This is a genomic window from Ekhidna sp., assembly GCF_965212185.1.
GTDB lineage: Bacteria > Bacteroidota > Bacteroidia > Cytophagales > Cyclobacteriaceae > Ekhidna.
Genome location: NZ_OZ243102.1, coordinates 776,304 through 791,807, shown reverse-complemented (window position 1 = coordinate 791,807; position 15,504 = coordinate 776,304). Strand labels below are relative to the sequence as shown.

At 37.7% G+C, this 15,504-nt stretch carries 19 protein-coding genes; all 19 read left to right on the top strand.

The annotated features are described in order from the left end of the window. Positions 1-43: 43 nt before the first annotated feature. The 19 genes from ACOMC3_RS03595 (at position 44) to ACOMC3_RS03505 (ending at position 15,478) form a co-directional block, all read left to right on the top strand. Entirely contained in the window at positions 44-478 is a 435-nt protein-coding gene (locus ACOMC3_RS03595; protein ID WP_420318161.1) for a hypothetical protein, read from the top strand. 52 nt (positions 479-530) lie between these two features. Continuing rightward, a complete protein-coding gene (locus ACOMC3_RS03590) occupies positions 531-977 on the top strand; it encodes a hypothetical protein (RefSeq protein WP_420318160.1) in 447 nt (148 codons plus the stop codon). Between the two features lie 292 nt (positions 978-1,269). Then, a complete protein-coding gene (locus ACOMC3_RS03585; RefSeq protein WP_420318159.1) occupies positions 1,270-2,433 on the top strand; it encodes a PKD domain-containing protein in 1,164 nt (387 codons plus the stop codon). 328 nt (positions 2,434-2,761) lie between these two features. Continuing rightward, positions 2,762-3,967, top strand: coding sequence for a TlpA family protein disulfide reductase (locus tag ACOMC3_RS03580; protein WP_420318158.1), 1,206 nt, complete (start codon positions 2,762-2,764; stop codon positions 3,965-3,967). Positions 3,968-4,096: 129 nt separating this feature from the next. Beyond that, on the top strand, positions 4,097-4,540 hold the full coding sequence (locus tag ACOMC3_RS03575) for a hypothetical protein (RefSeq protein ID WP_420318157.1): 444 nt from the start codon (positions 4,097-4,099) through the stop codon (positions 4,538-4,540). A gap of 346 nt (positions 4,541-4,886) precedes the next feature. Next, entirely contained in the window at positions 4,887-5,471 is a 585-nt protein-coding gene (locus tag ACOMC3_RS03570) for a hypothetical protein (protein WP_420318156.1), read from the top strand. 144 nt (positions 5,472-5,615) lie between these two features. Next, on the top strand, positions 5,616-6,782 hold the full coding sequence (locus ACOMC3_RS03565) for a threonine aldolase family protein (RefSeq protein WP_420318155.1): 1,167 nt from the start codon (positions 5,616-5,618) through the stop codon (positions 6,780-6,782). 142 nt (positions 6,783-6,924) lie between these two features. Continuing rightward, entirely contained in the window at positions 6,925-7,113 is a 189-nt protein-coding gene (locus tag ACOMC3_RS03560) for a hypothetical protein (protein WP_420318154.1), read from the top strand. Between the two features lie 26 nt (positions 7,114-7,139). After that, positions 7,140-7,301: a hypothetical protein gene (locus ACOMC3_RS03555; RefSeq protein WP_420318153.1), complete on the top strand. Its 162-nt coding sequence runs from the start codon at positions 7,140-7,142 to the stop codon at positions 7,299-7,301. Positions 7,302-7,462: 161 nt separating this feature from the next. Then, positions 7,463-7,864 carry a lysozyme inhibitor LprI family protein gene (locus tag ACOMC3_RS03550; protein ID WP_420318152.1) on the top strand — a complete coding sequence of 134 codons (402 nt, stop codon included), beginning with the start codon at positions 7,463-7,465 and terminating at the stop codon, positions 7,862-7,864. A gap of 8 nt (positions 7,865-7,872) precedes the next feature. Next, entirely contained in the window at positions 7,873-8,571 is a 699-nt protein-coding gene (locus tag ACOMC3_RS03545; RefSeq protein WP_420318151.1) for a hypothetical protein, read from the top strand. Between the two features lie 20 nt (positions 8,572-8,591). Next, positions 8,592-9,266 carry a DUF6624 domain-containing protein gene (locus ACOMC3_RS03540; RefSeq protein ID WP_420318150.1) on the top strand — a complete coding sequence of 225 codons (675 nt, stop codon included), beginning with the start codon at positions 8,592-8,594 and terminating at the stop codon, positions 9,264-9,266. A 233-nt stretch (positions 9,267-9,499) separates the two neighbouring features. Then, on the top strand, positions 9,500-10,450 hold the full coding sequence (locus ACOMC3_RS03535; protein ID WP_420318149.1) for a helix-turn-helix domain-containing protein: 951 nt from the start codon (positions 9,500-9,502) through the stop codon (positions 10,448-10,450). 67 nt (positions 10,451-10,517) lie between these two features. After that, the gene (locus ACOMC3_RS03530; RefSeq protein WP_420318148.1) at positions 10,518-10,859 is read left to right on the top strand and encodes a hypothetical protein; all 342 of its coding nucleotides are present in this window, start codon (positions 10,518-10,520) and stop codon (positions 10,857-10,859) included. 12 nt (positions 10,860-10,871) lie between these two features. Continuing rightward, the gene (locus tag ACOMC3_RS03525) at positions 10,872-11,315 is read left to right on the top strand and encodes a YHS domain-containing (seleno)protein (protein ID WP_420318147.1); all 444 of its coding nucleotides are present in this window, start codon (positions 10,872-10,874) and stop codon (positions 11,313-11,315) included. Positions 11,316-11,443: 128 nt separating this feature from the next. Continuing rightward, entirely contained in the window at positions 11,444-11,683 is a 240-nt protein-coding gene (locus tag ACOMC3_RS03520) for a CBU_0592 family membrane protein (RefSeq protein WP_420318146.1), read from the top strand. After that, positions 11,683-11,883 (top strand): YwbE family protein, encoded by a 201-nt coding sequence (locus ACOMC3_RS03515; protein WP_420318145.1) that lies wholly within the window; start codon positions 11,683-11,685, stop codon positions 11,881-11,883. Before ACOMC3_RS03520 ends, ACOMC3_RS03515 begins: the two co-directional genes overlap by 1 nt. A 124-nt stretch (positions 11,884-12,007) precedes the next feature. Then, positions 12,008-13,729, top strand: coding sequence for a chitobiase/beta-hexosaminidase C-terminal domain-containing protein (locus ACOMC3_RS03510; protein ID WP_420318144.1), 1,722 nt, complete (start codon positions 12,008-12,010; stop codon positions 13,727-13,729). Positions 13,730-13,753: 24 nt separating this feature from the next. After that, positions 13,754-15,478, top strand: a complete 1,725-nt coding sequence (locus ACOMC3_RS03505) for a tetratricopeptide repeat-containing sensor histidine kinase (protein ID WP_420318143.1) — start codon at positions 13,754-13,756, stop codon at positions 15,476-15,478. Positions 15,479-15,504 lie beyond the last annotated feature (26 nt).

Below are 15,504 nucleotides of genomic sequence, written 5' to 3'. Positions count from 1 at the left end.
GGGGCGCACTCCTGCTAGCTTGGCGTTAGAAATCATCCCACCAATGAGTACATTCAGCTTTGACATTGCGGAGAGCAAAGATTGGTTTGACAAACTCGAACGTGAATACAACGATTTCCTTAAAGACAAAACCTCATCTGATCGTGCCATCAACTTTTCAATTACCGCACATCATATGAACGAATGGGCCAAGTCCGAACTAACTGAAAAGGAAAAGGCTAAACTGGCTTTGAAGAGAAAACCCGTACAAAATGATTTCAACATCATCCAAGATTTGGCCAACGGAACTAAACACAAGGTTCTGAAATACGAGTCCACAATTAAAACGACCGAACATTCTCGAGGTGCATTTAGCAGTGGGTTTAGTCGAGGTTTCAATATTTCAACTCTGAATATCCTAATGAACTCGGGAGAAAAGATCTATTTTGAGGATGTTGCTAAGAACATTTACAATTTCTGGAAAGACTACTTCAATTAAAGACAAGAATCAAATAGCGCAAACATTAGGGTCACGGCTAACTATCATTTTTATGCTATTTGGGCTTTTTATTGCTGGAATTATCATGATTACCCTAACATTTACTTGGTCGGAATCATTAGATAAGAGCTTTAACTCGTTGATCAAATTCATTGTGAGCATGTGGCCTAACTTATTAACTGGTATACTCTTGTTATTTGCTACTTCTCATTATTTTGGGCGTAAGGCTGGAATCCTTATTCTAGTTAAGAACAGAGCAAAATTGATAGTCGGAATAGGAACTGCGTTTGTCGTTTTATTAACTTCAACGTTTGTAGCTTCTTGGGTTGGATTCATTCAAGAAGGCATTGATAACATTGGAACGAATGACAATCCCTTTGAAGATTACATATTCAAACCAATGTATTGGATCACCGTTTTTGGATCAATTCCAAGCCTAATCTTGGGTGGTATTCTTGGATTAACCATAAGATCGAGGGGCAAAAACTACGATTTCTAACAAGCGCGCTATCGTTTATATGCCAAAGTGCTTTCTGGCTAGCTTCAGTGCAACTCGACCATGAATCAGCCGCTGGGAAAGGTTAGTGCTTTCTACTGCCTTCAGTTCGCAGGATTTTAATCTTCCTGAACGTAGTGGCTATTTGATACTTTGGAAGCCCAGACAGACTTCACTATTTTAATGCTGTCCACGAAGTGTAAACACACGCCTCATACATGGAGGTTGGGCATGCATGACTTGATTGCAATTTCAATCGTTTTTCGATATATTAGGATAACTCATTTTCCAAAAAATGATGAATTTCTATCGGTACTTTTATCTGGCAATCATAATTTTTACAAGCTGTTCCATTTTAGATAGTTCCGGTGATGACATTGACATCCAAGCATGTTTCTTTTGGGATGCACCTCTTAATTCCAATTCGAGTACCTGGGAAGGACCTGTAGTCAATCAGGAAATCACTTTTAGAGATTGCTCTAACCAAGGAGAGCAATTTATCTGGGATTTTGGTGATGGTAACACAGCTACGAATCAATCACCCAGACATACTTACACTTCGATTGGTTCATACACTGTCAAACTTACGGTTATGTACAAAGGAGAAATGGAGGTGAAAACCCAGGAAATTTTGGTGGGTAATCCCATCAAGTTAATAAAAGTAAATGGTGATAATCAAGTTGGCGGACCTGGTGTCACCCTTGAGGAGCCTCTTGTGGTTCAAATAACGGATTTAGACAATAATCCGGTTCAAGGGTTATCTGTGAGTTTTGAAAGTGAAGGCTCTAGTGGCATCATTGATACTGATGAACAAGGAAATGCGTCATTCAATTGGACAATGGAGGAAAAATTTGGTGATCAGATTTTAAATGCAATTGTTCAAAATGGGACAGGGTCTAACGAAAACGCAAGTTTTTATTTTGTACCTGAAAACCAGCCATTTTATACCGAATTCAATGCGACAGAACATCTTTATTTCATCTCATTTAATGCTAATGGAGTAGAAAGGCGATATGACAAAACCCAAGGAGAGGATGATGGTAACTTCAGGTTACGATTCTTCCCGGCCTCAGAGTTTAATACCGTGTTTAGCTCTCAATTCTATTGCGAACTAGACAATGAAATATATGGTACTGATTTTATTTTTGTAGCGGCAGAAGTAGGATGCACTGTCGAACTATTAGAGAAAACTTATACGATTGGTGTTTCCGATGATTGTACACTTGTTCAGGGTAACAGTGGAATACGCTTTCGAGCTGATCCAACGTGTGCTACCTTAAGCTTTGTTGGAGGTGGTTCTACCACCACCGGAACCATTACACTTTCTAAGGTAAGAAATAACTTTGTAGAAGGTACTTTTGAATTCACCCAAGTCTTTCAGGAAAACAGTTGGGATGTGGCAAATGGATCTTTTAGAGCTCCAATATGTTCCTTAGAAACAGCAACAGGATGTTATTAATTTAAATACAGAAGCTAACACCCATTGTTCGGTCATCCATCACCGAGCTTTATAGATTCTTCTTTTTTCTGACCCGCCATTCACCCATGGGCCTTATCATTAGAATTTGCCCTATTGTGGCAATGGAATTTCCTGTTCTTGGCTAAAGTCAGAATGCGGTGCTGTCTTGATTTTGTCCTTTCGACGTTCCAATTCTTTTCATCTAAGAGAAAAGAAGGGAATTTTTTCCAAATCCCTTAATTTTCCACTTCAACACCATATACTCTTAAATTAACGATTAGCAGGGTTTATGGCGTTTACATAAATGTTACCAGCAAAAACTGTATAAATGAAAATAGCTAATCCTTTATCACTGGCAATTTTAATATTCTTATTTAATGCCTGCTCTAATAAACATTCGACTGATGAAAACAAACAGCTAATCGAGAACATCTTAACAAACCTAAGAAAGGTTCAAACTGCAGGTTACATTACAACAATGTCCACTTACAATATATATGACACCATGAAACCTGTTTATGTAAGTGATCATTATTTCAAAGAGTACATTAATGTGGAAGATACTTTCGTTGGTGCCAGCTTTGTTAGACTCAACATCAAAGACACCACAAAAATGGAATATAGCTATGATGGTATCATGAGATCTCGTGTACATTGGGAGGAAGGAACCATGGAAATAGATAGTTTCAGAACGATGCGGTTTCCTTGGCGTGAGGTACCTTCTCCATTTTTTACTAGAGCTAAGATTATTCTTGATTATATAAATGAAACAAATGATAGTATCTCCTACAAGGTCAGTGATTTCGTTGATTCCTTGGCTATCAATTTAGTTATCTACGATACTGTTAATGTTGTTGATTTTATGATGGGAAACCAATCAATCTATTTCCCAGAAGTTTCAAATGCTTATGAGATGGATTTTTCAAGATATACTATTTGGGTCAGGAAGACAGACCTTTTGCCGTATAAAATAAAACGTGACTTACCACATAACATTAGTATAGAAAGCACTAGACAAACCCGAATAAACAATGACAACATTTCTAACTTTTTAGCCAAGAAGTATTTTCCTGACTTGCCACTGCGAGAAAAAAACAGCAAACCACTTTCATTGAATTTAAAGGGAACAAAAGCACCCAATTGGTCACTTCTTGGGACAAAAGATGAAATTATTTCACTTGAGGACTTTAGAGGGAGAATGGTTCTAATAGAATTCACTGGAATTGGCTGTGGCCCTTGTCATGCAGCGATCCCGTTTTTAAAACAACTGGTAAATGAAGGTTCCATTGAAGTTGTAAGCATTGAAACTTGGACTAAAGATTTAAACATTATTAAGAGATATCAAGAAAAGCAGAAACTAAACTTTAAAATTCTAAAGTCTGATAAACTGGTTGAAAATCAATATAGTGTTCAAAGTGTTCCTCAGTTTTATATACTGGATCGTAATCATAAAATTTTAGAAATTATTCAAGGGTATAGCAAAGAAAATACAAATGAGAAAATTAGAGAATTAATCAATCAACATAGCATGTAAAGCGCATAACAATCACTATCATCCATAAGCTAACTGAGCTATTTGCAAAGGCAAGTGCTATCAGATATTTTAGTTGAAATTTGAAAAGTCCAGCTTACGGATGATAGTTGGCGTTAGACTCAATTCTCTGTGACCAGATCAACATTTTTTAATCGACATTTAATTGTATTTGTAGTTGCCTCAATCTTAACTGCAGTTTTGATTGGCAACTTGATAACTGGTACTTCAGGAACTTCGATTCTGCTTCGACTATTTCTAATCCTATCGACACAAACAATGATCACAATATTCTTTTTTGCGAATGTTAGAAAAAGAAACAAACAGAATCAAGAACAACAAAACGAACGGAGTAAGGACATAGCCCAAGAAACTAAATCTAACTGGTGGAAAGATGGACTTTTTTTTGGTGGATTCTTATATCTATCATTGACCATCATCTTACCTCTGGTTTTCGCGACTGAATACGATATCTACATTTTCCTGAACACTCTGCCAGTAACAATAATAGCTGGACTTTTTTTCGGACTAGGAATGAAGCTGATTGACGGCAAAAAAGAGTCCAACAAACGATGATGGCGCATGGCCTTACTTAGCTATCTGCTAAGAGCCTATAAAACATCCCGCTTATCTACCACCCTGCCTTTGACGGCAAAAAGCTCACTTCGGAGTTGTGCGTTGGCCGGGACAGCATGCCGAGCCGGCGATGGCCTGAGGGGTGAAGGCCGCTAACGAGCGGTCCGATTCATGCTGTCGAGCTTTTTTGCCGTTACGACGGTCCGACCTTTTCAGTGACTGGAAAAAGTGGCGAACCATCATTCGGCAGATTTCACTAATTTCATCGCTTTAATTAAAAGGTAAAGCCCCATGCTTTATCTAGTCGTTGGTGGCAATTGCCACTTCGTAGATAACTTAACTGAATATGAACGAAAGATTCCTAAGAGCTAAGCATTGGCAACTATTCCTGCTAACATTTGGAATCCCAATGATATTTCAAATTATCATGATGATTTCAATGTTTGCAAGCATTGGAAACAATAGTCAACCTAACCCAACATTCATGATGAACTACTTCACAGCATTTCCTTTAATGATGCTAATATTCACGGGAGTATTTTTCGGTTGGTTTTGGGCGGTTGCGGTCGGACTGCAATCCAAAGTCCCTCAAGATGTTACAATGAAGGTTACCAAATTCAAAGTCTTCCTTTTTATACCACTAGTTTACATTTTATTCTTACTTGGATTCATGGCAACCACTATGAATGGTCCTTTTCAATATGGAACGCCTCCTAACCCAGGGATGTTTGGACTGATTGTTCCTCTCCATCTTTTTTCAATGTTTTGCATTTTCTACTGCCTGTATTTTGTCGCTAAGACTTTCAAGACAGTTGAACTCCAACGAAAAGTTACTTTCTCTGATTTTGCTGGCGAATTCTTCATGATCTGGTTCTATCCAATTGGAATCTGGATAATCCAACCAAAAATCAATAAAATGGTAGGACAATAACAACCGCCAACAAAATATAAAAGGCATGTGCTTCCGGGCATTCTACAAACTTTGCCCGCCCAGGCAGACTTCACTATTTTAGTACTACCCATAAAGTGATAGTACACGCCTCATACATGGGCGATAGGGATTATAAACTGAACAATGAAAAGAAGAGAATTCATAGGCACAGGAAGCTTAGCAGCGGCTCTGCCCCTATTTACAGGCTTAACTTTAAATGCTAAGAACGCCACTCCGAATTTCGGATCAGAGGAATATGGCATCAATCTAATATTAGATGGGTACTTCTTTCAACCAAAACAATATTTAAAGAAACTCAGTGAGATCGAATCCAAATCTGGCATCAACGGAGATTTTTACTCATCGGGAGGAGTAATAGCTGAACTAGAACAAGACTTTTGCAAGATAACTGGCAAGGAAAAGGCGATTTATATGCCATCTGGTACAATGGCTAATGAACTTGCTTTGCGAATCCTTTGTGGTGATAAAACCAAAGCCATAGTTCATGGCGACAGTCACATCTATCGAGATGAAGGTGATTCTGCGCAGGCCATTCATAATAAAAGATTGGTTCCAATAAACTCAGGTAAACACTACTTTTCCAGGGATGATTTAGAAAATGCTTTGAAAGAACTCAGTAGTGGAGAGTCCTTTTACAACGGAGTTGGTGCCTTATCAATGGAAAACCCTGTTAGACGGCACAATGGAAAAATTGTTGATCTTGACTATATAAAAGGTGTCACTGAGTATGCAAAAAAATTTGGAATCAAAACACACTTGGATGGGGCTAGAATTCATTTAGCATCAGCCTATTCGGGGATAACAACTCTGGACTACTGCTCACCTTTTGATACTGTTTACATCTCTCTCTATAAATATCTTGGAGCCTGTGGTGGGGCAATTTTATGCGGGGATGCAGAAGTGATCAATCAAATGACTCATTTAATGAAGATTTTAGGTGGAACTGTATTCAGAAGTTGGACCAATGCATCAATTGCCAAGCACTTTCTAGATGGATTAGAAGAAAGGATGGAAAGAATGATCATGCAATCAAATGAGCTTGTTTCTCAATTGAACGAACTCGATGAAATAGAAATAAAAACGGTTGATGAGGGAACAAATGTTGTTTTCATTAAATCGAACAGACTGAATTTGGAGACATTTGCGGATGTGATTAATGATAGCCATGGAATTTGGATGAATTATCCAGAAAATGGGGAAATCGAAATTCACCTAAATGAATCCATACTCTTGAAGAGTAATCCGCAACTCTTAACAATTTTTAAAGATTCAATACTAAAAGCAAAATAACAGATCCCTAACAGGCCTTTAGATTCACCCCATTGAATAAGATTAGGATATAGCTTGACGTCCTTATCTTTAAGTTATTAAATTTTGCTTTTTAGAATAATTATAGGATGAGAAGCTAAAGGTTAGCATCAATTAATAAAGCATGAAAGGAAATAGGTTAGGTATAGGAATTGCGCTAGGAGTTGGAATTGGAACTGCAATAGGAGTTGCAACTGACAATTTGGGATTATGGTTAGCGATTGGGGTAGCTATTGGTGCTGGAGGTGGAACAACCTTAATGCAGCAAGGAAACAAAAAGGGTAACGAAGATGAACTTAATAAGGGTAGCTAACATACATCAGCATCTATCTTGCCAAGATGAGGAAGATTGAATCAACTGCAACGATTAACCAAATTCTTCTAAGGCAACAGCAACTACTTAAGCCTTTTCTCAGAAACTATAACTTTGACGAACCAAGAGACAAGAGGAAGTTTGACGAACTCAATCAAACAATCATGTTCCTTATACTCTCTGATTGAGAAGCCTTAGCATCTGTCTTGCTTCTGGACTTAATCTTTCATAATGCATTTTCTTCGAGATAGCTTTTGAGGGGTGGTGCACCTTCGTTACTTTTAGTGCTTTCAAGGTAAGTTTGGACAAATACCGCTTAGCTTAACGTTACCTTTGAACCATCATCATTATGAGATATTTATTTGTAACTATCATCTTAACCTTTTTCATGGTTGGAACTTCTAACTGTCAAACTCAGTCAGAAATGAACAAAGTAGCAGCAGAAGACTATAAGAAAGCGGACGCTGAATTGAACAAAGTTTACCAACTGATAATTAAGGAGTATGCTGACGATCCAACTTTCTTAGAAGCCTTACGAACTTCTCAGCGTAACTGGATGACGTTTAGAGATTCTGAATTAAAAATGAAATACCCTGACCGTGAACCTGGATGGTATGGAAGTATTCATCCTATGTGTGTTTCTTACTACATGGCCGAACTGACTAACGAACGAACTGCTAAACTTAGGACTTGGCTAACTGGAACTGAGGAAGGAGACGCTTGTGCAGGAACCATAAAACCGAAAGAGTAACGATCCTCATGGAGAAACTAACAAGTTACATCATTGGCTCAATGATATTTCTGTCATGTGTTGATATTAAAAAAGGTGATGATAAAACAAATGAGGCACATCAAGATAAGTCTGTTGAGGTAAGTAAGATTCTTAGTAATTCACAGAATAATTACGGCATCAATATTACTACCACTGGACCAAGAGGAGGAAGCTATTCCCACCCCGAAGGTGCTGAAGTTAGATATACTGTATTTAGAATACAGATTGTGAATGACACCATTATATCGCTGGACTTAGAATTAGATTTTCCAGAAACCCCGGCACACCTTCTAACTGATTCAATTGTTCTGCTGAGCATATTCTTATTACCCGATTCTTTGACTCCAAAAAATATTCAAGATGATTTGAACTTTGGTGTGATTGGAATAGAAAAATTCTTTGAGTCAGATCTTAGTAGCCACTCAACCCTAAAGACATCAATTCAACCTAAAGGGCAACAAACTTTATACGTTGGACTTAAACTTGAATCAGAAATTGGGAATGGCACCACTCGATCAATATTGTTTATTAATGGGCAAAATATAGATGCACCTTTTTTGCCGATCAAGACTATCGCGAAAGATGACACAGATGGCACCACATTGGATCTTGTTTATGGTATTGGAGTGGACCCTCCAAACAATTACAGATTAATACCATGTGGGCAGATCAAGTACATAAATTAAAACCATTTGTTAATACGGTAATGAAATTCAGTTTAGTGTTCTGTTTTCTGTTAATGATGAGCTGCTCTAGCAAGGCCAAATCAAAAGGAACACTTGTAACACCGGAATATCAAGAAAATCTGATAGCAGTTCTTGATTCTATCTGGAAGAAGGAACAAGTGCCAATTAGATCAAGAGACTCACTGATGAAGATTTATGGTGCCGAATCAGAATTGGTTAAGCAACAGCAAGCCATCTATGAGCGCAATCACATCATCAATGAAAGAAAAGTAAAAGAGATTCTGGATAAATATGGATGGCCAACGAAAGAAATGGCTGGCGAGCGAGGTAATTGGACCATTTGCAATGTTATTCAACATTCAGATAATGAAGTTCGCATTCAATACCTCCCCATGATGAGACGAGCGGTTAAAGAGAAGAAATTGGAACCACGCTTTTTGGTTAGAGCTGAAGATAGAATTGCAACAGAGCGAGGTGATTTGCAAATCTATGGAGGGCAAATGAAGTATTATCCAGAAACCAAAAGTTTCAACGTGTGGCCAGTATTTGATCCAGAGAACATTGATAAAAGAAGAGCTGAAATCGGACTTGAACCCATTGCTGAATTTCTAAAAAACAGGTTTGATTTTGAATGGAATCTCGAAGAGCAGATAAAGCGAACCGCTGAATTTGAAAGAAACCAAAACAAACAATAATACCGAAATACCAAGAATCATAACTCTAGATTCAGTTTGTTAAAAAGCCATTTAGAAATAGTAAAATCGTAGATAATATAGATTGATCTAAACTATTTGTATCAGTTGCCAGCACTCATGCCTCCGTGTTTTCCACCATATGATCATTCCATTTGACGCTGGCTAGACAAACACTGCGAAAAGTAAGTGTTACATCCAGACTCTAACGCTGATGTCTCGTACTTTTATTTTCGATGGAAAAGACTCAGCAGCCATTTGTATATCTGTTGCAACCTGATAGCTTCTTAAAGCTAAATTTCCAAACCTATCATTTCAACGAAACTTCAGCTGTATTCATCCCAAAAGGGGAATATGTAAGCATAGAGCCTGCTCTAAGTCTTGCAGTAGATGACCGAGCATCAAGTGAGTACCGATTCCTGTTCTCGCAAGTACTCAGTGTGGGTCATGTGGACGCAGGAAATGATCTACCGCTGGAAGATCAAAAAAGTACCCTAAAATCCGCTCAGGAAAGATGGCTTCAAATGAACCCGTTTAATGCGACTCAAGATGAGTTATCTACACTATTTGATCTGAATGAGTGGCTGGAGCAGAATGTAGAGGCCAAGATGGATTCTCCATATTTATCCTATCATGATGTCCAGCGAATTTCTAAAGAAAAACTTGACCTGACATTCTTCCAGTGGAAGAACCAAAAGCTAATAAACAAGGCCAGGAAATCACTTTTTGAAACCAAAGGTTCTGTAAAAGAAGCATCTTATTTGCTGGGGTTTAAAGACCCGGCATATTTCTCCAGGTTCTTCAAAAATCACACCTCTTTAACACCCGGTGAATTCGTTGACGGACTTGAGAATGTTTCGCGAGGCAGGGCCTTATTTAATGCATTTAGTGAAGCAATGAATCGGCATATCACCAACTCTCATCAAGTTACATTTTATGCCAATCTCCTGAGTCAAACACCAAAAACTTTCACTAGAAATATCCACCAATCAACTGGATTGACTCCAAAAGAGCACATCACGAAGCGAGTTATTTCATTAGCCAAGGAAATGCTATTTAACAAAGAATCAATTTCATCAATAGCTTTTAGGCTAGGCTTTGAAGAAGTCGGTCACTTTTCGACTTTTTTTAAGCTTCATACAGGTGTTTCCCCTTCAAATTATAGCTTAGAAAGTACAAGTGAATGACCCTTTTTTGTAAACAGTAAGGGTCTAGTCGGTTATTGATTTGCATTGTATTTAAACATAAAAAGCAATGCAAGAATTAGTAACACAAATGGACAACTTGGTGCTGCGTGGGGAGATTCCACAAGCGGTTGCCAAATTTTTCAATGACACAGCTCACACGAAAGATGTGGATGGTACTGAGACGACCACTAAAGATGAAGCCGTTCAAAAGCTTACTGGATTTGTCGGCAGTATTGAGAAAGTGAATGAAATCTCACTCCTTAATAACTCAATCGGGGACAATGTAAGCATGTCAGAATTCCGATTTCATTTCGACATGAAGGATGGAAGTGAAATCAAATGGCATGAGGTCATTCGCCGTGTCTGGGACAATGGTGAGGTAGTAGATGAAACCTATTTTCAAAACTAAAACTCAAAAACAATGAAGATTACAACTATATTTTTATCAATGCTTTGTTCCATTGGAGCAATGGCTCAGTTATTCAATACGGATGACAGCAAGATCGGTTTGAATGGATACAGCCCGGTTTCTTATCTGGATTTAGCATTAGCTCAGCAAGGATCCAAAGAATATATGTCCGAATACAAAGGGGTGAAATATTTCTTCACTTCGGCTGAACAAAAGAAGTCTTTCGATGCAACTCCCGGAAAATATCTTCCTCAATACGGAGGATGGTGCGCAACTGGTATTGCTGTTGGTGCAAAGTTCAGGACAGACCCAAACAAATTCTTGGTTAAGGATGGTAAATACTATGTCTATCTCAACAGCATTGAAGTAGATGCACTACAAGTTTGGAATGAAAAAGGACATAGCGAAATGGTTAAAAATGCGAATGAAAACTGGAAAAAACTGAAATCTAAGTAAGTGTGAAGAGGCTTAATTATGGTTGATGTTTAGGGGGCAGAAGGAATTCTGCCCTTTTTGATTCAAAAATAAATTTGAGTAATACTATGTTGTAAAAAGCTTCTACTTTCGCTTCTTACTTTTTCAACATGGATACACTAGAACTTATTGGCTGGTTAGGGGCAGGAAGTCTCCTGCTGGGATTCGCTTTAAATCTATTTCAAAAAATTAATGCAGAATCTGTCAGCTATTTGATGCTTAACCTGATAGGATCAATATTACTACTCTACAATGCCTACATGAATGGAGCTTTTCCTTTCGTAGCTGTCAATTTCGTTTGGGTAGCATTTTCGGCTTTCAAATTGATTCAAATTAAACTTAAGGCCTGATGGAGGGGACCATTAGAAAAAACATAATCATTGGCATTGAGGTGGAGGTAGTTCAAAAACACCATCAACGAACGGGCGAACTAACAAAAGGATTCGTGCAAAAAATCCTTACTAAGTCTACGAATCATCCGCATGGAATTAAAGTAATGTTAGAAGATGGGATAGTAGGCCGTGTGAAGAAAATTCACAAAGAACTGTAATCTTTAGTCGTATTATTCGCACGTTGATCGAATGGGGTATCCGTTCCGTCTTATAATAATCACCTTAGGTTCATTCTAGGTATATATTAGTGACTGAAGTTTGCACTTTTAACCAGATTAACCAATGAGTAAAGAAATAATAGGGATGTTAATAATCACGTTCCTCACAACCAGCCTAAGAGCTCAGCAACAACCGCAACATGAGAAAAAAATACACAAGGACCAGGATGGCAAAGTGTATGTAAACAAGGATTTACCTGTTTATCTAAGTATCTCAACGGATAAAGAAGGGTCAGATAGTGAAATACTTGAAGGCAAAGACCCTAAATATACAAGCCCAATGTATCTTGATTCTGAAGGATACAATTCAATCAGATCTCCATGGAAAGTAGATCCAGAAACTAAGAAAATCGTCTATCCAAAGGAGGAAGTTGTTTTTGAACTCTATGCAGATAGCAAGGCACCTCAAACGTCTATTTCTTTTGGTGAGCAAAGAATTGCCAGGCTGGATGGAAAAGTCATTTTAGGATCGGGAGCTATCGTGCTATCGTCGACTGATGAAACATCTGGAATTGCATCTATTTATTACTCGGTGGATGGTGGGGTATTTGAAGAATACACCTCTGCAATTGCTCTCAACGATGAAAAGTCTTATGTTTTAAAATATTATGCTGTTGATAAGGTTGGGAATACCGAAAACCTACAATCAATTAACATTCAAATTGATAAATCAGCACCTGCCTCATCATTAGCCGTTGAAGGTGATCTCTCTGAAAACGTGGTTTCCAATAGATCAACTATTGAATTAACTACGCAAGACAATGTCTCAAAGGATGGAAAGATATTTTACACCATAGACGAGGGTAAAACGTTTGTCTACTCGTCTCCAATAAACCTTTCCAGTTTAAGTGAGGGTGAACATACCCTTACCTACTTTGCTGTAGATGATGTAGATAACAATGAGGAGAAAAAGACTTACAGCTTTTTTCTAGACAAGTCCGCACCAAGAGTAATTGATGAAATCATCGGTAATACATTCATTGCAAATGGGAAAGAGTACTATTCAGGTAGAACTAAATTGAAATTGGTGGCAATGGATAATAAAGCTGGAGTAAAAGAAATCAGATATTCTGTCAATGGAGGAGAATTTAAACTGTATGAATCACCGTTCTATTTGACTCAGTCCGGAAACCTTAACATTGAAGTTTTGGCAATGGATAAAGTCAACAATACCACTCGAACTACTGAGTTTTCTGATAAGAATAGCCTCATTAGCTATGTAGATCTTTCAGGACCAAGTCTGAGTTACAATCTCTCTGGTCCGGCTTTTGATGTGAATGACACCATTTTCATAACAAAAGAAACCAAATTTGATCTGCGCGGGACAGATAAAGACTCAGGCTTCAAAGAGATTGATTATCAAGTGGATGGAGGATTATCCCAAACATTTTCAGAGCCTTTCAATATTGAGGAAGATGGTTTTCATGTCGTAACTTATAATGGATATGATAATCTGTCGAATTCAAGTACAAAGAAAATTCTCTGCATTGTTGACAATACTGGACCTGAAGTCTATAATCGATTTAGCATAGACACGAACAGAACACGCGTAATAGAAGGTGAAACAGTGAGTGTTTTTCCACCGCATGTTTTACTCTTTTTATCCTCAACGGATCAGCATGCTGGTTTAGATAAGATTAGTTATCAAATTAATGGAGGTACGCCTCAACCATATAAAAGTTTGATTGAGAATTTCAGAAAAAACAACCTTTACAGAATCAATGTGAGTGTTACTGATAAGCTTGGAAATGAAAATCAAGAAGAAATTGTCTTTTACGTAGAATAATGAAAATGAAAGTAAATTTACAACATGATTAAATTGAGCAGAGCTTTATTATGTGGCGTTGCTTGCATGATCATCGCCGCTTATTCTTTCGCCCAGCAACTGACTGCAGATGTTCAGGATCAGATTGATCAATATCAGCAGGCTTTAGAAATAGCAATTACGGAAAATAAGCATGATGATGCAGCAGGCATTTGCGGTAAGATTGCATACCTCTATTGGAACAATAGAAAAAACCAAGAAGCAATTTCTTACTTCAATCAATCGATTGAACATAATCAGAAAGCAGGTAATAAAAATGGTATCAAAAGTGCCTATTATAACCTTGGTCTGGTTCAGATTGATAATGAAGAATACCCTAATGCACTCACTAGCTTTAAAAAAGGAATAAAGCTCTCTAAAGAACTCAAGCAAAAGAACTACGTACTTTCAGGATTGATTAATGCAGCTTCTGTTAGTCAAAGCATCGGTCAAAATCAAGAAGCGATTGATTTAGCTTTAGAAGCATTGAATATTGCACAGGAGCTAGAAAACATCAATCTGACCAAGAGATGCTATGGTATTCTATATGAATGCTATCAAGCCATAGGTAATTCAGAGAAATCCCTCGAGTATTTTGATCTTTACTCCACAGTAGACAGGTTTCTGAGAGATGAGCAGGCTAAAAAAATACAAACAGAATCAAGTCAAAAAGTAGCTGCCATTGCCAATGAGAAAGCTAAATCTGATAAAGCACTTGAGATAAGTAATTTAAAACTTCAAATTGCCCAAGATTCATTATATCGAGCAAGGGAAATTGCAGAGCGCCAAAGACTTCAGCTTAAACTGAATGAAATAACACTCCGAGAACAGGAAGCACAATTAGAAAATGAGCGGTTAATTCGCAATGGATTAATTATTATCACCTGTCTTACCTTGCTATTTTTAGCAATACTATATATCCAGTATCGTCAAAAGAGAGAGAAAAATATTTTGCTTAGTGAGCAGAACGATCAGATTACCAGACAAAAGGGATACATACAAAAACAAGGTGAAAATCTATCCATTAAGAATGAAGAGTTGATTGCAGTAAATAAAGAAAAGAATCTTATGATGAGCATGGTAGCTCATGACCTTAAAAAACCAATCAATGACCTTACCTCCCTATCTGTAATTTTAGAGCAGTATAAAGATAAGCTTCCGGAAGACTTCAATCACCTGGTATCCGTCCTTAAAAAATCATCCGAAGGATATAGGGATATGGTACACAAAATTCTCGATGCGGGTGCCATAGAAAGCAGAAAACTCAATGTAGTTGAGGAAAAACTTGATGTAAGGGATGTTTTAGAAGGGAATGTTCAATCACAGAGTCTGACAGCAGGGAAGAAGAAAATATCTTTTGATTTATCAGAGATTCCTGATAATACCTTTGTAAAAGCGGACAAAATTTATCTGACCCAGGCCATTGAAAATGTACTCTACAATGCGGTGAAGTACTCGCCTGAAAACTCTACCATCTATCTTGGTGCGAATGGAGAAAATGGACACCTGGACCTTTTTGTTAGAGATGAAGGCCCAGGAATCACCACTCAGGACCAAAAATATCTATTCGAAACCTTCAAGCCATTAAAAAATGGTGACATTGAATCAACAGGATTAGGACTGTCTATATCAAAAAAATACATTGAGGCAATGTCTGGTTCTATCTGGTGTGAAAGTGAAGAAGGAAATGGTACTACTTTCTTTTTCCAATTACCAAAGTGGGATACCTAAATACTTAGGTAACCAAGGCATTCCCT